This is a genomic window from Lacrimispora sp. (assembly GCF_032078915.1).
Lineage (GTDB): Bacteria > Bacillota > Clostridia > Lachnospirales > Lachnospiraceae > Lacrimispora.
The window spans coordinates 1-20,113 of sequence record NZ_DAMAUN010000050.1; the positions used below are offsets into that span (position 1 = coordinate 1).

30 protein-coding genes are annotated in these 20,113 nt (G+C 36.4%); 25 read left to right on the forward strand and 5 right to left on the reverse strand.

The features are described 5' to 3' along the window. Positions 1-81 precede the first annotated feature (81 nt). Positions 82-1,047, reverse strand: coding sequence for a DUF5688 family protein (locus tag RT269_RS18260; protein ID WP_313184704.1), 966 nt, complete (start codon positions 1,045-1,047; stop codon positions 82-84). A gap of 159 nt (positions 1,048-1,206) precedes the next feature. On the opposite strand from RT269_RS18260, the gene RT269_RS18265 reads away from it, so the two are divergent. The 14 genes from RT269_RS18265 to RT269_RS18330 all read left to right on the forward strand — a co-directional run bounded on the left by RT269_RS18265 (position 1,207) and on the right by RT269_RS18330 (position 11,687). Then, on the forward strand, positions 1,207-1,455 hold the full coding sequence (locus RT269_RS18265) for a hypothetical protein (RefSeq protein WP_313184706.1): 249 nt from the start codon (positions 1,207-1,209) through the stop codon (positions 1,453-1,455). A gap of 831 nt (positions 1,456-2,286) precedes the next feature. Further along, positions 2,287-2,727, forward strand: a complete 441-nt coding sequence (locus tag RT269_RS18270; RefSeq protein ID WP_313184708.1) for a hypothetical protein — start codon at positions 2,287-2,289, stop codon at positions 2,725-2,727. A gap of 128 nt (positions 2,728-2,855) precedes the next feature. Further along, positions 2,856-3,233, forward strand: coding sequence for a hypothetical protein (locus tag RT269_RS18275; protein ID WP_313184709.1), 378 nt, complete (start codon positions 2,856-2,858; stop codon positions 3,231-3,233). Next, positions 3,230-3,451: a hypothetical protein gene (locus tag RT269_RS18280; protein ID WP_313184710.1), complete on the forward strand. Its 222-nt coding sequence runs from the start codon at positions 3,230-3,232 to the stop codon at positions 3,449-3,451. Before RT269_RS18275 ends, RT269_RS18280 begins: the two co-directional genes overlap by 4 nt. A gap of 15 nt (positions 3,452-3,466) precedes the next feature. Next, positions 3,467-3,640 (forward strand): hypothetical protein, encoded by a 174-nt coding sequence (locus RT269_RS18285; protein ID WP_313184712.1) that lies wholly within the window; start codon positions 3,467-3,469, stop codon positions 3,638-3,640. After that, positions 3,615-3,794 carry a hypothetical protein gene (locus tag RT269_RS18290; protein WP_313184713.1) on the forward strand — a complete coding sequence of 60 codons (180 nt, stop codon included), beginning with the start codon at positions 3,615-3,617 and terminating at the stop codon, positions 3,792-3,794. The genes RT269_RS18285 and RT269_RS18290 overlap by 26 nt, the downstream gene beginning before the upstream one ends. Before the next feature lie 617 nt (positions 3,795-4,411). Next, positions 4,412-5,257 (forward strand): hypothetical protein, encoded by an 846-nt coding sequence (locus RT269_RS18295; RefSeq protein ID WP_313184714.1) that lies wholly within the window; start codon positions 4,412-4,414, stop codon positions 5,255-5,257. 235 nt (positions 5,258-5,492) lie between these two features. Next, entirely contained in the window at positions 5,493-7,478 is a 1,986-nt protein-coding gene (locus RT269_RS18300; protein ID WP_313184716.1) for a BglG family transcription antiterminator, read from the forward strand. Next, on the forward strand, positions 7,478-7,924 hold the full coding sequence (locus tag RT269_RS18305; RefSeq protein ID WP_313184717.1) for a PTS sugar transporter subunit IIA: 447 nt from the start codon (positions 7,478-7,480) through the stop codon (positions 7,922-7,924). The genes RT269_RS18300 and RT269_RS18305 overlap by 1 nt, the downstream gene beginning before the upstream one ends. A 24-nt stretch (positions 7,925-7,948) precedes the next feature. Continuing rightward, a complete protein-coding gene (locus RT269_RS18310; protein ID WP_313184719.1) occupies positions 7,949-8,275 on the forward strand; it encodes a PTS fructose transporter subunit IIB in 327 nt (108 codons plus the stop codon). A gap of 3 nt (positions 8,276-8,278) precedes the next feature. Next, entirely contained in the window at positions 8,279-9,367 is a 1,089-nt protein-coding gene (locus RT269_RS18315; RefSeq protein ID WP_313184720.1) for a PTS fructose transporter subunit IIC, read from the forward strand. A 26-nt stretch (positions 9,368-9,393) separates the two neighbouring features. Next, positions 9,394-10,260 carry a class II fructose-bisphosphate aldolase gene (locus RT269_RS18320; RefSeq protein WP_313184722.1) on the forward strand — a complete coding sequence of 289 codons (867 nt, stop codon included), beginning with the start codon at positions 9,394-9,396 and terminating at the stop codon, positions 10,258-10,260. Between the two features lie 106 nt (positions 10,261-10,366). Continuing rightward, the gene (locus tag RT269_RS18325) at positions 10,367-11,251 is read left to right on the forward strand and encodes a class II fructose-bisphosphate aldolase (RefSeq protein ID WP_313184724.1); all 885 of its coding nucleotides are present in this window, start codon (positions 10,367-10,369) and stop codon (positions 11,249-11,251) included. 37 nt (positions 11,252-11,288) lie between these two features. Further along, entirely contained in the window at positions 11,289-11,687 is a 399-nt protein-coding gene (locus RT269_RS18330; protein ID WP_313184725.1) for a cupin, read from the forward strand. A 369-nt stretch (positions 11,688-12,056) separates the two neighbouring features. Here RT269_RS18330 and RT269_RS18335 read toward each other — a convergent pair whose 3' ends face one another. The 4 genes from RT269_RS18335 to RT269_RS18350 all read right to left on the reverse strand — a co-directional run bounded on the left by RT269_RS18335 (position 12,057) and on the right by RT269_RS18350 (position 14,733). After that, entirely contained in the window at positions 12,057-13,313 is a 1,257-nt protein-coding gene (locus tag RT269_RS18335; RefSeq protein ID WP_313184726.1) for an AbiH family protein, read from the reverse strand. Positions 13,314-13,761: 448 nt separating this feature from the next. Beyond that, complete coding sequence (locus tag RT269_RS18340) at positions 13,762-13,935, reverse strand: hypothetical protein (protein ID WP_313184728.1); 174 nt, start codon at positions 13,933-13,935, stop codon at positions 13,762-13,764. Positions 13,936-13,997: 62 nt separating this feature from the next. After that, complete coding sequence (locus RT269_RS18345; protein WP_313184729.1) at positions 13,998-14,165, reverse strand: hypothetical protein; 168 nt, start codon at positions 14,163-14,165, stop codon at positions 13,998-14,000. Positions 14,166-14,229: 64 nt separating this feature from the next. Beyond that, complete coding sequence (locus RT269_RS18350) at positions 14,230-14,733, reverse strand: J domain-containing protein (RefSeq protein ID WP_313184730.1); 504 nt, start codon at positions 14,731-14,733, stop codon at positions 14,230-14,232. 345 nt (positions 14,734-15,078) lie between these two features. Here RT269_RS18350 and RT269_RS18355 point away from each other — a divergent pair, with 345 nt between their 5' ends. The 11 genes from RT269_RS18355 (at position 15,079) to RT269_RS18405 (ending at position 20,074) form a co-directional block, all read left to right on the forward strand. Next, a complete protein-coding gene (locus RT269_RS18355; protein ID WP_313184732.1) occupies positions 15,079-15,354 on the forward strand; it encodes a hypothetical protein in 276 nt (91 codons plus the stop codon). Between the two features lie 132 nt (positions 15,355-15,486). Next, positions 15,487-15,642 (forward strand): hypothetical protein, encoded by a 156-nt coding sequence (locus RT269_RS18360; protein ID WP_313184734.1) that lies wholly within the window; start codon positions 15,487-15,489, stop codon positions 15,640-15,642. 4 nt (positions 15,643-15,646) lie between these two features. Next, positions 15,647-15,775, forward strand: coding sequence for a hypothetical protein (locus tag RT269_RS18365; RefSeq protein WP_313184736.1), 129 nt, complete (start codon positions 15,647-15,649; stop codon positions 15,773-15,775). Positions 15,776-15,889: 114 nt separating this feature from the next. After that, positions 15,890-16,303, forward strand: a complete 414-nt coding sequence (locus tag RT269_RS18370) for a hypothetical protein (protein ID WP_313184738.1) — start codon at positions 15,890-15,892, stop codon at positions 16,301-16,303. Positions 16,304-16,385: 82 nt separating this feature from the next. Continuing rightward, complete coding sequence (locus RT269_RS18375) at positions 16,386-16,823, forward strand: hypothetical protein (protein ID WP_313184740.1); 438 nt, start codon at positions 16,386-16,388, stop codon at positions 16,821-16,823. Positions 16,824-16,899: 76 nt separating this feature from the next. Further along, positions 16,900-17,448, forward strand: a complete 549-nt coding sequence (locus tag RT269_RS18380) for a hypothetical protein (protein WP_313184741.1) — start codon at positions 16,900-16,902, stop codon at positions 17,446-17,448. 31 nt (positions 17,449-17,479) lie between these two features. After that, positions 17,480-17,977, forward strand: coding sequence for an HNH endonuclease (locus tag RT269_RS18385; RefSeq protein ID WP_313184743.1), 498 nt, complete (start codon positions 17,480-17,482; stop codon positions 17,975-17,977). 109 nt (positions 17,978-18,086) lie between these two features. Further along, positions 18,087-18,407 carry a helix-turn-helix domain-containing protein gene (locus tag RT269_RS18390; RefSeq protein ID WP_313184745.1) on the forward strand — a complete coding sequence of 107 codons (321 nt, stop codon included), beginning with the start codon at positions 18,087-18,089 and terminating at the stop codon, positions 18,405-18,407. A 552-nt stretch (positions 18,408-18,959) separates the two neighbouring features. Next, a complete protein-coding gene (locus RT269_RS18395; RefSeq protein WP_313184747.1) occupies positions 18,960-19,601 on the forward strand; it encodes a recombinase family protein in 642 nt (213 codons plus the stop codon). Between the two features lie 76 nt (positions 19,602-19,677). Continuing rightward, entirely contained in the window at positions 19,678-19,884 is a 207-nt protein-coding gene (locus RT269_RS18400) for a hypothetical protein (protein WP_313184749.1), read from the forward strand. A 13-nt stretch (positions 19,885-19,897) separates the two neighbouring features. Continuing rightward, positions 19,898-20,074: a hypothetical protein gene (locus RT269_RS18405; protein ID WP_313184751.1), complete on the forward strand. Its 177-nt coding sequence runs from the start codon at positions 19,898-19,900 to the stop codon at positions 20,072-20,074. Positions 20,075-20,113 lie beyond the last annotated feature (39 nt).

Sequence of the window (20,113 nt, forward strand, 5' to 3'; positions counted from 1 at the left end):
TCGCAAACAACCCGGAGCTTTCCAGTCATTATCTGGTGGAAACGCTGCAGGTTTTGGGCGCCATAGCAATGGCTATTTTTATTATGGATTCTTTGTTCCGATTGGGGCAGAAGAGGTGAATGAAATGGACAGCTTATCGCTGCTTCCGGAATAGAAATAGATGTGATTGGAAAGACGGTCTTCTTCTGGTACTTCTTCCTGGTTAATGGAGAAAACGGTTTCTGCTAATTCATTAAAAGAAATTTCTTTACTATATGGAATGATGAGGACTTCGTGAATGCTTGAAGGCAGTATGATTAAATCGCTGCCGATGCATGATGCGAAGTCTTTTAATATGCCTTCATAAAGCAGGCAGCCGGCTCCGTTTAATCCAGAGGAATTGGACAGTACGTACATAGGAGGAGACAGAGGCGTGGTATCAAAGAATTCTTCCAGGGATTCCTCGTTCATTCCAGGTTCGGATGATTTTTTTACAATGTCCTTAATAGCTTCGGGAAGAGAACGGATACGGGAGGGAAAAAGGCGGGGCGTATTTGACTTGGCTGCCAAGTATAATTCCTCCGTGGACCGGTTCCAGGCTTTTTGATGGCGGTTGTGGATGAGAGCGGTAAGATGGCTGTCTTCGCCTTTTTGAAGGGAAAGGTAGAATGCAATAGAAAGATCCAGTTCCGGATAGGAAATATGGGGGACTTCTTTTAACAGTTCCCGGTTGGCCGGTTCGTTGATAAGCCGGAAGATGATCTTTTCCATGATCTGTTCCTGTGACAGGAATTCTTCAATGGGAAGTTCACCCGGCAGGGGACTGTTTTGGTAAAGAGCCATGATGTCATCAAGGATGGCATGAAACGGCCTGCCCTTTTGGTAGGATTCATAAAAATGGTTTAAATAGATGGTGGGGGCTGCCCGTTCGTCGGCTTTTCCAATGCATAGCCCATGCAGGATAAGCCCGTTGTTCTTGGTGATGGGATGGAGCGTCAGGGTGAATTCCGGCCCCAGCCTTTCTTTCAGGGAATGTTTGATCGTTTCCAGAAATGTTTCGTATACCATGTGGATACCTCCTTAGGTTTATTTATGTAAACTGCTTGATGCAGAGTTACAACAAGAATAGAATTAGATGAAACACAAGTCATGTGCTGATCCTGGAAATAATTTCCAGTAACTTAATGATTGAAAGTATATTATAGTTTAGCACAGGAGGATTGCACTATGACGCAGCGTGAAACTTTAAGATGTGAGGATTTGCTATATGAAGCAATCAGAATAGCAGAACAGTCAAGAGAAGAGTTTGAAATTGTAAAGCAGTGTTTTAAAAATGATGATATGTATGGCTGTGAAAGGAATCAGCGAAAATCAGACAGGCATTGGGGTTATGCAGAAGGTATTCTTAAGGCGTTAAATGAACTGGGATTTGTACACAGAGATATGAAGAGACTTCAGGATTTAGTCAAGTGGTGAATGTTGAATTCACGGGCAATAGCAAGAAGGGCTTATCAGACAATGGGACAGAGGCAAAGCAGCCGATAAATGATTCTCTGTTAAGAGTTAAAGGATGCGAAATGTATAATTCAGGAATATATTGAGGACAACACGAAATACACTGTAAAAGTGGAATTCATAATACTATGTCTAATTCTTAACACAGGAATGAAAATTGGAAAAGCTATGGTTTTAACATGGGATTAATAAACGGATAGGTGTGAGAAAGCCCGTAAAATCAAGGGTTTTAGATAAATAATCCAGACAATAAAAAGTGCATCTGATAGGAATCGAACCTACGGTTAATTATCATAAAATGTAGTAAAAACCAACGTTCTAAGCGTTGTTAATAACAATTTGACCACTTATTGACCACTTATATAGTTGGACATCTAAATAAGTCCATATACTTGTATGATTAAAATGAGTATGTGGGCTTATTTTAGTGCCTTAAACTGTATATGCAAACATATCCCCCTACCATTGCTCCAAATGGCTATATGGCGATTCTGGTGCTTCATAGGGGCATTGTAAAGGTGCACTTTGAAGCAAGGATTATATTCCGCTCGTCATTGAAGAAGAACGACATACAACCGTATGAGAAAATATCAGGCAAGCCAAACCACGTAGAATGAGTTTTAAGCCGAGAATTTAAACAACCACCATTGTACAGAAAATTTCAATACCTTTGGTGAAGAAATACTCACCTAATAGACTTGTGTTTCGTTTGATATAAGGACAAGAAACTATGATGTAACGAAGAGTTTAAAAGCGTCGTCAATTAAACAGAAAAGGAAGGAACAAAGAATTATGGCAAAGAGAGTAAGTAATATGAATGAATTGGTTGCTGCGTTAAAGCCTACTATGTTAGGTATGGTTGATGAGATGACTGAAAGAGTTTACCAGACATTGAATTATTTTTTACAAGAGTATTACAATGATTATAATCCAAAATACTACCGAAGGCAATATGATTTTTTGCGTTCAGCAGTAAAGGTTGAACCAAAAGTAAAAGGTAATAAAGTTATAGCTTCTGTGTACATTGATACAGATTCTATGGACAGTTATTATAATGCAACTGGCTATCAGGTAGCTACATGGGCAAATCAAGGTTTACATGGTGGATTAGATGTGGGAGACAATACGCCTCACGTTTGGGACGACACAATTGAAAATACTGTTAGTAATGGAGAACTTCTGAAATTGGCAGTAGCATATTTGAAAAGTAAAGGATTCTCAGTAAAACTTTAGGATAGTATAACTCATAAACGGATTTATGGATCGAATATGGTGTGCTTTGATATGTCACAGGGGAATATGAGGAACAAATTGAAATAACAGTTTCATAAGGGAAAATAAATCACAGGAGGTAGTTAAAAATGAATAAGAAAACATATGATCGTGGCTTTACTGTTAAGAGAGCTACAGAGCAAATCCACAAAAGAGAGGACAATACATATAACAAGAAGACAATTGAAAAAGTATTGAAGATGTATGCAGAGGAATGTATGCAAACATTAATAAATGGTGGGAAGATTAATATTAAGGGTGTAGGAACGATTCGTCCCAATATCATACATTCTGTGCATTGTGGACTTCCGGTAATGAAGAGTAGAGAAGAGAGTGGAGAAGATAGTTCTTATACAGTTGTAAGACTGAACATTTGCACTAGCGATATATTAAAGGAACAATTAAAAGAAAGATTAAGTGAAAACCTAGAAAAAGGAATTGATGGATTGAAAGGAGAAGAGGAATGATTGGAAGAGTGACCAGATATTATGAAGAAAAGAGATATGGATTCATTCGTGGAGAGGATAACAAGACATATTTTATCCATGCATCAAAATTAAACGGTGAATGTATAAGGCCTTGGTATCTGGTGTTCTTCAAGCCATTTTCTAATGATAGAAGCGACTACAACGCAAGAGATGTTATTGTGATTGACTCAACTGAAAGCACAAAAAGTAAGAATTAATAGGAGGTATACATATTGGAGTTAAAAGACAGGATAGCAATTATCAGCATCGAGAATATGAATGGACTTTATCGTCTATATGGTAATATGACGGTCAATGATCTTGAGCGAATCGTTAATAAACATATCGCAATCGCTATAGAGGAAATTCTGGAGGATTTGAATGGCAAACAGAGTACCACATTGTAAGGAGTGCGAGAGGTGTCAATTTACAGATCTGTTTTATAAAAGCTATTACTGCTGTGAAGAAAACGAACCATTTAAAGTGTTTAAATTATTAGGCGTAGACAGTCCGCCAAAGACAAGTCCTAAGTGGTGTCCTAAGAGAGAAGTAAGTGAATAGTATGAATTTTTTACAAGCTTTGTATTTGTAATTCCTAACTGGTGGGAAGTAAAAGAAAACAAGTATCAGGATTCAAGAGTAAATCTATTTTGACTGTCCAATTTTGGATTGTCAGATTCTATGTGTCCCACGATTGGGTGACGTTAAATTCTAATGTGGTAATCTCATTACTACGTTTCCCTAAGTCTATTCAGCACACCTATTCCCATTGATAAAGAATGAAAATAAGTAAAAATAGAATATGAACGATTTATAAGGCTGTTTCCCACGGGGAACGTCCTATTTGCTATGCACTGACCGGACTGAATTAACGAAAAATGGTGGTTTCTAGGGTGGTAGATATTGAAGGAATCCTTATAAAATAGGGGTTTCTTTGATGGGACCGAACTTTATTGAATTATGTTTATTATATCCCCCATAGCAATTTTCTTGAATCTCCGGTTAATAAAAGGAGGTTCGATGTATGACATTAAAATTATTTATAACAAGAACAATGAGGTTTCTTATAACCTAGAAACTAGGATATGTAAAAAATGTGGAAGAGAATTGCCGATAAGCAGTTTCAGGCTTATGGATAACAAAGTATCTATGCCTTATTACCTGGGACAATGTAAAGAATGCGAATATACATACCAGAGAGTACAGTATATGCTCACAGGTTGGTTGTAGATGAATTTATTGTAAATCCAGATAAGCAAAATAACGTTTATATTTGGCACAGTGGTTACAACAAAGAAGATAATTACTATCAGAATTTATATCCTCTGAGTATGGTTCAGTATAATACAGTGAAGCAGAATTACATAAAAACAGGTGATGATTCAGAAGAATTCATACTAAAGGTTATGAATGATATAAGATATAAGCCTGATAATTGGAACAGGCCAACAATGGAGCCGTCAGTTTGTGGTGTTGGATATTGGGGTAGTGACGATGTTGATTGTAGATCACAAACATATTTAAGATGGCATGATATGATTAATAGGTGTTACAATGAAAAATTCCATGAATTACAACCGCAGTATTCTAATTGTGAAATCTGTGAGGAATGGAAGAACTACAGTAATTTCAAAAAGTGGTACGAAGAAAATTATTATACTATTGGTAATGAGCGAATGGATTTGGACAAGGATATTCTGTTTAAGGGGAATCTGGTATATAGTCCGGAGACTTGCTGTATTGTTCCTCATAGCATTAACACATTGTTTATTAATGGTAAGAAATGGCGCGGTAATTTACCGTTAGGCGTGTACTATGAAAAAGGTAAGGGTAAATTTCGTGCACGTATGAATTGCGATGAAAATACTAAACTTGGAACCTTTAAAAATCCTGCTGCTGCATTTGTTGTATACAAGGAATATAAGGAAAATGTCATTAATGATATGGCTGAAAAGTATAAGGGTATGATACCAGATAAGGTATATCTGGCTATGTTGGAATGGAAGATTGAATTTGACGATTAAATTTATAGGCATATTGGATAGATATATCTGGTATATACAACTGTTTGAACAGAAAAAGATAAAGCAAACAAAAGAGAAATTATTTTGAAAGGAATAATTGTATATATTATGGAAAAAGTTAAGAGGAAAAAACACCTATTCTGTTAATATTATGGTAATGAGATTGAGGAAGATATGCTAATATAATATATACAAGACGATAATGAACCGAAGTACAGGTGGAAAGTGAGAAAATATGATGCAAGAGCGACGATTTGATATTCTAAAAAAACTGTATAGTTCAAATGAGTTTGTCACTACCAGATTTTTAGCGGAAAATATGTCGTGTTCTCTCAAAACTGTCCGAAATGATTTAAAACAACTTGGAGATTTTTTACAGGAGCATAAGCTCGGATTAATTGTGTCAAAATCTAATAAAGGAGTATATTTAATAAAATATACGGAGTGGGAGGAGGCTGAGGCAGAGTGGAACAGTGAAAATGGATCGGAATTAAATAGCTCAGATAATCAACTCAAGATTCTAGAAATATTATTAAAGCAAAGTAGTATACAGAAAAAAAAACTGGAAGAAAAGCTTCTTATTAGTAGATTGGATGCTCAAAGGCAGATAAATCTGGCAAGTAATTGGCTGGAAGATCGTGACATTTCCGTCAATTGTAGAAGGGGGATTGGAATAAAGATTGATTTCAATGAGTACGATTGGCGTATAGCAATGTGGGATCTTTTCCGGGAAATAACTCGTGAGAAACAAGTTTTTACAAGTCAGGCAATAAAATTTCATATTGAGAAGTATTTATGGGGGTTTGATATAGAAGGTGTTGTACGTGCTATTGGAGCTCTGGAGAAAAAATTTGGATTTAACTATAATTTTGATGGATACCAACAGCTTTTATTTTTGCTTTCTATTTGCGTTATAAGATTAAGAAAAAAGGAAGTTGTAGATTTGCCCATAGATCTTGCATATGAGGGTAAAGTGATTGATGAGACAATTGCAGATGCTTGTGAAACTGATCTGAAAAGCTATTACCAGATTACTTTTCCTAAAAATGAGAAACAATTTATACTATTAGTAATAAGTATTACGGAGATTCGAGATTTCTGCAACGAAAATTTCAAGAAGAATTATTTTAATGTGAATAAAAAAATATGTCGGACAGTTGAGCGAGTTATTTCTATTATAGGAAATATACTTGGGCAAGATATAGAAAAAGATGAAACTCTCTATGATTGCCTTTTTTTATATATAAAAGTTAGTGTGCTTAAGCTTCAGTATGGTCTGAAAGAAATAAACCCATTAACGGATTTGGTAAAAATAAGGTATCCCAATATCTATGCGGCGGCTTGGTCGGCCAGTCTTGTAATAGAATCAGATCTTGAAGTGAGAATTGGAGATCATGAGGTGTCGTTTTTGGCGCTCTACATTGGTGGTGCCATTGAGCGGTTAAACGTAGAAATAAGAGTTTGTATACTCTGTAATTATGGAATTGGAATATCTAGAATACTTAAAGAACAGATAGAAAGATCCATTCAGAATATAAAAGTTATAGATGTATTTACAACAAGAGATTTGTTTGAAATACAAAAAAGCTATTGCGATTTTCTTATTTCCTCAGTACCGGTGGGAGATAATTTTGCGGGAAAACAGGTGGTTCAGATTGGAAATGTACTGCAACACTCTGATATACAGTTTATTCAAAAAGAAATGAAGCAGATACGAAAAAAAAGGTTACAGGGGATATCCTCCAAACCAGTAGAGGAAGAATATAATCTTTTCAGGGAAGAACTTGTGTATAGCTTTGGTGCTGGGAGTAATAAAGAAAATCTGATTTCTTTTTTATGTAAAAAACTAGAAGAAGCAGGATATGTAGCTAGAGGATATGAGCCTACTGTTTTAGATAGAGAGCAAACCACTTCAACAATTATTGATCATGGAGTCGCCATACCTCATGGAGCAGCAAGCCTTGTTATAATACCAGTCATTGCAGTAGCGGTGCTAAAAGAACCAGTTGATTGGGGTAATGGTAAAATGGTTGATAGAATATTTTTGTTGGCTCTTAACCTAGACAAGAGCTTTCAATCAAAGAGCAAGATAATTAGCTTTTATTCTTCGATAGTCACCTTGTTAGAAGAAAATAGTGCTTATGATAATTTTCATAACTTAAACAATAAAAAAGAAATTACGCAATATTTAAATAATATCACTAAAGGAGATGGAAGATAATGGATTTAAAGGATGTAATCAATCAGAATGCGGTGGCTGTAAATGTAAGAGCTAAAAATAAAGAAGAAGTTTTTGATTATGTATGTGACCTTCTTTTTAAGGATGGTAGCATTACTTCGACAGAGGAGTTTAAACAGGATTTATATTTGAGAGAATCTCAAGGAAAGACAGGAATCGGTGAGGGCATCGCCATACCTCATGGTAAATCTTCTGCGGTAAGACGTAACTGTGTTTCGATTTTAAAGGTGGAAAAGCCAATTCAGTGGGAGACATTGGACAATGAGCCTGTTCAGGTGTTTATCATATTTGCTGTCAATCAAAAGGATAAAAATGAATATTTCTTGCGCCTGATGGCTAGTGTAGCTAAAAAACTGGCGCAGGAGGGAGTTTGTGGAAAACTTAGGAACAGCTGCTCAAAAGAAGAAATTCTTGAGGCATTTTGTTAATAGTGAAGAAAGGAGGAAGAGAAGATGAATATTATTGGGGTAACTGCTTGTACCGCCGGAATAGCGCATACATATATTGTTAAGGAAAAACTAGAACTATCGGCTAGAAAGCTAGGATATTCTTGCAGAATTGAAACTCAAGGGAGTATAGGAATTGAGACTCCCTTGACACCAGAAGAGATACGTGATGCTGATGTCGTAATATTAGCTATTGATGTTAAGATATCAGGAGAAAGTAGATTTAAAGACAAGCCAGTGGTACGTATGAGCACAGAGAAAGCCATGAATAATACAGCGGCTCTTCTACAGAGCATTGAGCAAGCATTAAAGAAAAAAAAAGGAGGGCAATAGGTTATGATGGGGTTTAAATTATCAGAAATAAAAAAACATATAATGACGGGTATTTCCTTTATGATACCAATTGTTGTGGGGGCAGGCTTATGTATGGCTCTAGGTACTGCTATTGGTGGAACAAAGGTATCAGAAGCAGAGGGAACATTAATATGGTTTATCTGGAAAACAGGAAAGATAGGAATGAGTTTTGTGGTGCCTGTTATAACTGCTGCTATAGCTTATTCCATTGCAGACAAGCCAGCTATTGCGCCGGGATTAATTTTAGGAGCTATTGCAACCGAAATTTATACTGGTTTTATTGGTGGTATTATAGCGGCATTTTTAGTTGGTTATACGGTGTTGTTTCTAAAAAGACACTTAAAGGTGCCCAAAACGATGCAGGGACTAATGCCAGTGTTAATTCTACCTTTCTTGACAGCCTTGATTTCTGGTTCTCTTATGTATGCGGTTATTGGAAAACCCGTGGCATCTGTAATGAGCCTTCTTCAAAATTGGCTTTTGGGATTGCAAGGCGGTTCGAAGTTTATTATGGGAGCTATAGTAGGTGGAATGTGCGGTGTGGATTTTGGAGGTCCCATAGGAAAAACTGCCTCTTTGTTTGCCAATGGTCTTTTAGTTGATGGAATCTATGGCCCAGAAGCAGTAAAATTGGTGACTTGTATGATTCCACCAATTGGAGTGACTTTATCTTGGGTGTTAACTAAAAATAAATATACAAAGGCCGAAAAAGAAGCGATTAAGGCAGCTTTTCCAATGGGAATTTGCATGATAACTGAGGGGGTGATTCCACTGGCCATGAACGATCCTCTCAGGGTAATTGGATCTTCTGTTATCGCAACATCCATAGCAGGGGGACTTACTATGATGCTTGGAATTGAAAACTATGTTACTGCAGGAGGCTGGTTTATTATACCTCTATCTAACAAACCTTTGTTGATGGCAGGCATGGTGCTTTTAGGAGGCATTATAATGGGAGTTATTCTTTCTGTATGGAAGAAAACGGTGACGGAAGATGAATCCATGGATTTTGGTCTGGAGCTTGGCAATGGGGAAGTTTCTTCAGATGGAATAAATTTTGAAAATATTTAATTGTAATTTGGAATGGAGGAAAAGAAATGTTGCTAAATTTAAAAGAAATTCTAGAGAAGGCTGTTAGTTATAATTTTGCTGTAGGTGGTTTCAATGTGACGGAGAGTACTATGTTTAAAGCTGTGGTAGAGGAAGCGGAAAGTCTTCATTCTCCGGTTATAATTCAGGTTTCGCCCAATGAATTTAATTTTTCGGAACGGGAATTATATTTATATTTTTTAAATCGGCTGCAAAGGAGTAGAAACCCCTTTGTACTCCACTACGACCACAGTAAATCCTATGAAGGATGTATTCGTGCAATTCAAGCAGGATTTACTTCTGTCATGTTTGATGGATCTCATTTGTCATACAAGGAAAATGTTATGCTTACCAAAAAAGTTGTAGAGGCAGCGCACGGTGCAGGGGTGTCTGTTGAAGGAGAAATAGGCACTATTGGGGAAACAGATGATTATGACAAGGGAACCGTTAAAGATATGATTTATACATCGCCTGATTTAGCACTAAGATTTGTGGAAGAGACAGGGGTTGATGCTCTGGCAGTTTCTATTGGTACCGTGCATGGAATGTTGCCTAACGGTTATGTCCCTAAGCTTCAACTTCCTTTGCTCAAGGAGCTTGCAGAGGCAGTAACGGTTCCATTGGTACTTCACGGAGGATCAGGGACTCCTCATGATGAGGTGGCAACCGCATGTAAAACGGGCATTCATAAGGTGAATATCTCCAGTGAAATCAAATATGCCTACTATCAGAGCGTAAAAGACTTTGTTATTGAAAATCCTACGAAAGTAAGTCCGACATTAGTGGCCAAGGATGCGGTGGAAAAAGTGAAAGACGTAGTCAAAATAAAGATACAGGTATTAAATTCTTTGGGAACATCAAAATATTATAATTAAAAATTATTAGTACTTTTGGGGTTACGGGAGGAAACTACAATAGTGGTCTTGTAACCCCTCCTATATTATTCAGTAAACGGAAAGGTAAAATGGAGGAATAAGTGTTATGTTAACTTCAATGAAAACAATTCTGGATCATGCCCATAAGCATAACTATGCAGTCATGGCGATGAACAGTATTAACATGGAAATGGTAAGGGGTGCGATTACGGCGGCCCAGGAGTCTTATTCTCCCATGATTATTCAGTTTGGCTGCGGCCAGATGAAGAACCATGCTCACGCAGAGGAAATGCTTCCCATGATCATGGAGCTTGCGGAGCGGGTATCAGTGCCCATCGCACTGAACTTAGATCACGCAACGGATTATCATATTATTGCGGATTGCATCAACAGAGGCTTTACAAATATCATGTTTGATGGCTCTTCATTGAGCTATGAAGATAATGTGGAAAGAACCGCGGTGGTGGTAGCCATGGCCCATGCAGTAAACTGTTCCGTTGAAGGAGAACTGGGACACGTTGGAATGGCAGTGGATTCTGATGATACTAATCTGGATCTTTATACCAATCCCGATCAGGCGTTGGATTTTGTAAATAAGACCGGCGTGGATGCCTTGGCCGTAGCAATCGGTACGGCCCACGGAGATTATCCGAAGGGCAAAATTCCAAAGCTTGACTTTGACCGGTTAAAATTATTAAAGGAGACCGTGGATATACCGCTGGTTCTGCACGGAGGCTCAGGCTCCGGTGAAGAAAACTTAAAAAAGGCTGTTAAATACGGTATTAATAAGGTAAATGTAGCTACAGATGCATTTTCCATAGGCAAGAAGGCAATGATGGAGGCTCTTGAACGGGAGCCCAATATGGACTATATGCACATGTGCATGGAAGCTGAAAAAAGAATCAGGGAATTTGTAAAGCATTATATGGAAGTTCTTGGATCAGCCGGCAGGTATAAATTCTTAGATGCCGTAGCAACGGGAAATGAATAATTAATATGGAGAATGAATTATAAAGGAAAGATAGCAGATGAAGATATTAGAATACCGGTATGATGGAGAAGCTCTGAAAAGAGTTTATGAGAATGCACAGTGGACAGTTGGAATCAAGAACTGGAAGTCGGCCAATGACATTGAGCAGATTGGGAATCTTGAAAGACACAACCATACGGACGAACTGTTTGTTCTGTTAAACGGAAGCTGTACTCTGGTTTATGCGGAAGAAGAGGGAAGCGGTCTTAACTTGGAAATCATTGAAATGAAGCCTTATACGGTGTATCAGATTCCGCCCACTCTTTGGCACAATACGGTTATGACCAGAGAGGCCAAACTTCTGCTGATTGAAAACAGCGATACATCTATGGAAAATTCAGATTTAAGGGATTTGTCGGAAGAAGAAGTATCCCTTCTGAAGCACCAGGTGAAATAATCATAATACTGGGGAGTATTTATTTATAATGTTTCCTTGCCATAAGAATGGGGAGAGAGGAATTACCTTGAGAGAATTATTAGGAAATGTAGATTAGTTTGCGAACCGCCTCAGGATATTTACAAATACCATAGAGGGCTTTAACCGGTAGCTCCGAAAGGTCACGTGGTCACCGGCAGGGCCGGGGAATTATCCATTCCCAACGGGAGATCTTCTTCGAAGAAAGGTTATCCTACAAGTCCCAAAACAAGGTATTAAGACTGCCAAAGGGTAGTTTTATTTGAAAACCCTAAAAACAGATTTATAATACAAACATGGGCAAGAACCAATGGAAAATGGCCTTGCCCATGCTTGCATTGGGTTATGAATTTATATGATAAATAGTCCTTCTGTTTTATCGTATTGATTTACGAATTTAATAGACCATTGACTTCCATGGACACGACGGATTAATTCGTCCCTTCCATTCATTCCTTTATAAGCAAGTAATTTAATAACCTTTTGAACTTTATCCTCAAAATCCTTAGAGCTATAATAATAAACAATTATTTTGAAATTTATATTATCGAAAATCTCGTATAACACATCGTAATCAGTTCTGTCAAGTGAGTGACCAACTATATGTACATAGTTTTGACTTGTCGTCTGATTACTAATAGAACTAAGCCAATCTTTATATTCTGAGCCAGTTTTATATATAATTCTTTGATAATACTTCTTAAATCTTACCCACTTAAAGTTACTACTTTCTTCTCCACGTTGTAAATTATCGTCTATTCCAAAAATCATATTTGTTTCATTCTTATCATTTTGTGCTTTTCCGTGAATGTAGCAGTATTTTGTTTTATCATTTCCGTATAATCGCTCGTAAGTATTGGTGTAATTAAAACTCAGTACACAATCAAATTTCGATATACTTAAATAATCAATTGGTTTGATACCAGATGAAAAGGATGAGTACTTTTTAATTGCCTCATTGTACAGCTCTTGGAATTCTGCAACTTTTCTTTCCCGACCAAGGTATCCACGTGCAAGTTGTAATTGATTTGAGTAATGTTTAGCCTCTTTATTTGCATTATCCATTTGTGTTCTGCGTTCAGAAGATATGACGGGTTCAATAATTGGTATTTCATTAACATATAAGCAGTATATTTCAAATGCTCTTGTAAAGTTCCTTAATTGAACATAAATAAATTCACTAAGGGAGGGTATACTATGTATATTTTTTACTGTTATTTTTAATTCTTGTGTTTTGGACAAACTGCTAAATGTCAAAATAAAATTCTTAGACTTAATATTGGATGGAAGAGCAAGAGAAGTATTTGAAATTATATCCTTATATTTTATCGACCCAAAATCTATAGAGTTGATACCATTAATAACTTCAGAAATCTCTTTCTCAAAATCTATCCATGTATTAGAGTTATCAAGCTCTGATAATGAGCCAAGAAAATATTTTAGCCATACGTTATCAGTAGTAAAAGAAATAAATTCTTCATTAAGTTCATTCAATGAAGAGACAGAATTTTTATCATCATAGTCACGACAATATTTTAAGAAATCAGTATATCTTGTAGGTAGACCATGAGCAAGGTCAAAACCGTTTCCTATTAACAACAATTCCATATAGCACCTCTTATCGCTTACCAAACTTTCTGATAGAATTTATTTCAAGTTTATTGTTATTGTACCATGTTTTTTATCCTTTTTCTATATGTTAAAGAAATAAACAGATGCGAACGGCGAGCTGTAGTTCGGAAAGGTCTAAAAATTAACTTAGTCTGTGGATGGATATGATACCACCTTTAGCGAATTAAAGTGTTAACTTAATAATGTATAATACCCCCCATACCCTTACACCTGCTGCCCTGGTACGTTATAATTACGCTTTAAATAAGCTTTATTTCCGTTTAAATCATGCTACCCTAACAAGTCTACACCTGACCACTTATAAGCCGAAAATGGGCTAATAAACGCTTTAAATGACAATAGAATTACACCATACAACACACAACAAAAGGCCGGAAGTTTAATCGCTCCTAGCCTTATTTTTTACTCAAAATTCTATATTATTTTAATCAATAGTTTCTATCTCTATCACCTCGCCTGATTCATCATAAGCGGATATTCTATAAACTTTCCAATCTTCTTTGTTGTGGTCAATCACAAGGTCATAATCTAAAATGTATGTGTTTCCAGACGAATCCACGAAAAAGCCGTTTCCCATATCATCTACTTTAATTTTCATTGTCTGTTCTACCTTTCCCAATAGTAGCCACTACCATCGTTATAATACAGTTGTAAGCCGTTTCAATCGGTTTTAAATTCAACAACATTCCGCATATCCACATAATTATTCTTGAATTCCTCGTTTGTACCGTCCATGACGCCGGCCTTTGTTGTGCCTATGAGATAAGCACCTGTTAGCATGGTTCCCATGATTGCAATAACTCCGATTGTTTTCAATGTTCTTTTCATAGTCTTATATTCTACTTTAAGGTGGTAGGGTGTAGCCGTTTATAATTGGTTACACCCTTATTTTTTACGCTTGCTTTAACTTCTTTGTTTCTTCTGGCTTTACTTCTGTACTTCCGTAGTAGTCACGAATATCATCAATACTTAACTTCTTATGGCTTCTTTTCCTGAATGCTTCAGTATGAAAATACCATTTCTTTTTATCCGATGCCCATTTGAATCCCAGGGTTTTCAATTCTGCTTTATAACTGTATGTGTTGCCATCTATCCAGATCCATGCGCCTACAATCTCTATATTAATCCCAACGAATGAGATAACCTGCTGCAATACTTCCCTTAATCTTTCATCTTCTGCAAAGTCATATTTCAGATCATCATATGCGGTTCTGCTGCCATATTCCCTATTATCATGTTTATCCTTTAATATCTGAAACAGCTTGTCATACTCTGCATTGATTTCCTGTGTAGCTTCTGTTGATCCGTTTGGGTTATCAGGGTGAAACTTCTTTAATAGTTCTTTGTATTGCTTTCTTAATTCTTCCAGTGTACCTACATTATTAAAGTATTTCATATTGGAAGGTCTCCTTTGAATATTTGATTGATTTCTTTATTAAGATAAGACTATTATACACGAATAAAGGTGAATGTGTCAATGCAGAATTCACGAAAATAGGTGTATAAAATAAACAAAAATATTCACCTATATTCGTGTATAATGCCAATAGAATATTCACGAATATAGGTGTAGAATGTACTTGCAAGGTCAAGCAAGACAGACCTACATAAAACGGAAACCAATAGCCCGAAAAGCTATGAACTAGAAACCATATACCTGTGAGTGAGCACAAGCAAAACCAATAGACAGGAAGATGATTCAAGGGCTTCCAATATAAAGAAGGAGAGTAAGCAAATGTGTATGACAAAATCAGAGCTTGAAAAGAAAGTAAATGAGTTAAGAAGCCTTAAAGCAATGAAAGAAGAACTTGAAAACGAGGTAAAGGCGGCAGAAGTTGAAATTATTTCCTATATGAATGAGAAGGGAATTGATTCAGAAATTACGGATACCGCAAAAATCACCTATAAACAGCAGAGCCGTACAACATTAGATAAAGAGAAGCTAACCGAGATTTTAGGCGATGACTTAAAACCGTTTGAGAAAACAACTTCATTCGGTGTTTTAAGAATCAAATAGCAAACCATAGGCAGAGGGGGGCAATCCCCAAAGCCTAACCGCTATAATGCCACCTATGAGCGTTCCAAGTCGCTATGAAAAAGGCAGAGGATAGCAGATTGACAAAATTATATTAACGGAGGTAATCAGATCATGCCAAATGAATTCAAGGTATTTACGAAAGCAGAGGACGGAAGATTGTCAAAGGTCATAGAGTGTAGCACCGGAGGAAGGGTTGAGATTCCCATTAATAGAGACGGTTCTATAAGATGGTTTGACGATAGCCAATTGCTGAAACAGGAGGGTTAGCTTTATGAAAAAGTACATAGTTGAATATCTGGAAAATGGTATCACCTATGCAGTTAAAGCTTTCACTGACTACGCAATGGCAACTACATTTTACAACCGCATTCGTAGAAGAGAGTGGGCGAGAATGTCATAAGCAAGGTAGGGACAAACGGTTTTCTATGTGGTTCGATTCCACATTGTCCCATCGGTATTAACCTTAAAAATCTAAAAATCAATCAAATATAATCAGAAAGCAGAGGTAATCAAAATGAGTAGAACAGCAGAAATCGAAAACTTAGGAACCGTAAATCTTGAAGGTGTCAGTATTGGAAGTGGGCAGATTGAAGTTCATGTACCCATTGAAATAGCAGCGGAACAACTAGATAAGGTGACAGATGAATGTGTGAATAACTACATGAGGAACTATAAAGATGTGAAAGCAGAAGAAGAACTTAATTTTGATGTGCGTGTGGTTTTCTCCTGCGGTGGCTTTAGAAACGCAAATAAAGATGAAGCAGAGTTTAATTTACTTATTATCATATGGCAGAAGTCAGATGATGAAACTGGAAATGATACAACAGAATTCTATGAGGAAATCCCAGTATCATTTAATGATGAAGATTCAAAGAAGATTAAGAAAATCATATGGGACGGTTTGGGAGAAGCACTTTTCAATCTGTAATTGGTTAATCAGGTACGTAGACAAGGGGAGTGTGACAGCTTCCCTAATATTTCAAGATATATGAAAGCAGAGGAATTGAATTATGATGAGATGGAAAACAAGAAAAGCAACAACTAATATCGGAGTTTTGAATTTTGGAAATGTTACATTTGATGAAGATGAGATACAGATATCAATTGACATTAGTGAAATGTCTGAAGAACTCAAGCTTGAAATAAACAAAACGATTGAACTTGAAAAGTGTAAATTCACAGAAGATTGGAATAGACTTCTTTCAGAACATGAAGAATGTAAGCGTTTTAGCACGGTGTGGGGCAAAAAGCCTGTTGTAATTGACTTTAATTATTTGGCGGTGGAGTTGAGGGCAGAAAAGCCAGTTAAATATGTGATTGTAACAGGCTTTCATGATGCAGATAACGACAGATTAGATACGGCATGTTATACGGAGGTTGATTTGACCGCATACACAGAGGAGTTAAAGAAAGCTATCATTCATGTTCTGATTGACCGCTTCTTCTAAAAGTATCAGCAATCAAAGGGAGGGTTGTCACCAAGTGACAATCTTCCCATCAATCAAAAATAGGAGGGTGAACCACATGAAAAATCATACATTATCCCCGTTAACAGAGCAGGAAAAGAAATTTGCTGAAGAAAGTCATGATCTTGTATATAAACTTCTTCGCATATATGGATATAGCATTGAAGAATATTACGATATTGCTATTTTCGGTTATCTTAAGGCAGTACAATTATATCTTAGAAGAGAGGATTTAAGAAACAAATTCAAATTTTCTACAATTTGTTGGCTAAGTATGAAAACGGAGATTAAGGATAATTTTGTAGCTCAAAATGCCCAGAAGAGGAAGCCGGTTGAAACCGTTGTAAGTTTAGATGCCGAATATGCAGAAGGAGATGGATTTTATAATATTATCGGCGGGAAATCTACTGAAGCTGATGTACTGGAAAAGATTATGATTGATACGGTATTAGAAAATCTACCAGAAAAATATCGGAAAATTACTCATCTTAAAATGAACGGCTATAACAATAAAGAGATATATACCGCAATGGGTATTCCTTCATCAACTTATACTATTGAAATGCAGAGAATCAGGGTAGCGGTTAAAGAATTAATGTTTGACTAATATAGTCGGCCAGATTGAAAGAGGGTAGAATATGACTTTTGTATTAACAAATGGACAGTGCTACATTGCCATAAAGAAAAGCGGTGGTATTATTAAAACACCACGGATTGAAGAGGCACAACGATTCTCTAGTATGTATAGTGCGAATCGCAAGCTGCAAAGAGCGCCCGGCAAGTGTCGAGGGTACTATATCCTTAAAATAAGTAATGGTAAGAAAAGACGGAAATATTCTACCGATGTGCGAAAGATGATTTACAATAAAGCTGGTGGCCGTTGTGTATTATGTGGTCATAAGATACTGTTTGAAGATATGACGCTTGACCATATAATACCGCTTGCCATGAATGGGCCTGATGATGTTGGAAATTTGAGTTGTACTTGTAAAACGTGCAATCAATTTAAAGGGCATATATTGCCTGATGATTTTATGGAGCGCATAATTGAAATTTTCATGTACCAAATGGAAAGGAAATATGCTGATAGAATGAAATGGAAAATTGTACATAAACTTTTGGAAAAGATGGTATAGGTGTGTCGGCACTGGTGGAAAATTCTGCTGGTGTCGATTGATTAAAAGGGGGAGGAGTGTTATAATGTACACGTAAATGAATGTATATTATGAATAGGAGCTTATGTTTATGGTAAATTACAATAAATTGATGGAAAAATTAAAGGAAAATGGAATCACAACCTATACTATTCGGCAGAAAGCATTGATACCTCAAAGCACCTTAACAAAGCTGAAAATGTGTTCAGCAGATTCGATGGAAGAAATAGAAAAGAAGTTGGAAAAATACAAAGAGGAACATGATGGAAAAGATTTTATGTGTGATGTTAGCACAAAGACCATTGAAGATATTTGTCAGCTTCTACAGTGTCAGCCACAAGATTTAATTGAATGGAAGGTTGACTTAAAACCTGAGTTATCCTATGAAAGCAGATTCAAGGAAGAACAGTAATCACAATTAGAAAAGCGCCAACAGGAGAAAATTAATCTTCTGAAGGTGCTTTATTTATGTCTTGCTGCCGGATCGAATCTACTGCCTTATGCAATTCCATAGTTTTCCATTTGTCATGAACAATCTGCTGATTAAGGTTTGCGATCCGTTTGTTCATATACTGCTGCAACCATTCAATAAGAAAATTAGGTGTCAAACTTACAGGTAATTTCTGAATCATAAAGAATAGGATATCTTCTGTTTTGTTACATATATTATAGAACAGTTCTTTAAATCTATTACGCTTCTTTATTTCAATTTTAATCTGTATCAACTCCTTTCAAAGAAAATTTTAAAAAGTTATAAAGATCGTGGAGAGATTGCACACGTTTATCCCATATATAAAGTATAGGCTGATTAAGTGAAAAAGGCAATCAGATATGGTGAATTGCCCTTACATGAAAACATTTGATTTCATAGAGATGGTTTTTACGGCTATAACAGCTTAGAAAATGAAATAAAATCATACACGAAAAGAGTTATGGATTTTGTGTAAGAAAGGAAGCAGTATAGTTGGAAAATAAGAAATTTGCCTATATGAGAATATCCACAAATCATAAAACTCAGAAGATAGACCGACAACAGCAAACAATAATTGAATATTCAATCAAGAATGAATTCAGAGTTGACGAATTCTTTTCAGATGTAATTACAGGTGGAACTAAAGCAGATAATAGACCAGGCTATAATAATATGAAGAAACAGCTACGTAGTGGAGATACAATTATTGTTTCAGATATAGATAGGTTGGGACGAAATGCAGATGATGTTATTGTGGAAATAAAGGAGTTACAATCTAAGGGTATTCGTGTTGTGGCTTTAGATGTTCCGTTTCTGAATGACTGGCAGAAAATGAATGATGATAGTCTGTCTAAGATGATAATAGATATATTTGTCACGTTAAAGGCTCACATTGCCCAGCAGGAAAAAGAGAAGATACACGATAGAGTTATGCAAGGCCTGAATGTTGCCAGGGCAAAGGGGAAGAAGCTAGGTAGGCCGACAACGGGAGTGCCGAAGGAGTTTGTTAAGGAATACAATAAATTTCAATCGGGAGAGTACGGAAACATATCAGTCGTACAGTTTGCAAGGCTACAAGGAATCGCAGTAAGCACATTTTATAAGTATGTTACTATTCTAAAGGAAATCACATAAAATTACTGTGATTCTTATCATCTATTATATATAGAAGAAACACGCACAATTAAACTTAGTCCAGGAGGATAAGAAAATGCTGAATATCAAGGAAAGAGAATTAAAAAGGTTATTGGACTCCCAATATCAGAAAGGAATTAATCACGGCATTGAGTTAATGAAACAAAAGATTCTCCATGCATATAAGAATGGGAATCCGATCAGCATAGAAGGAAGGGTATATTTTATTAAATCAGATATAGAGAACTTGCGCAATATATTCGCTGATTTGGAAATAAATTAGGGAGACTCAAATAATGGCAAAAGATAGAGAAACACCATGTTTGCATTATGTGTGTGCTGGTCTATGCACAAAGGGCAGAAAAGCGGATCATGCCCATTACTGCCAGAAGTGTAGTAAGTATGAACCGAGAGCCAGAGTAAGGCATTTGAACAGGAAGAAACAGGAGTTAGATAAGATCAGGAAGAACTAAATAAATATTAAGAATAAGATGATATACAAAGTCCAATGT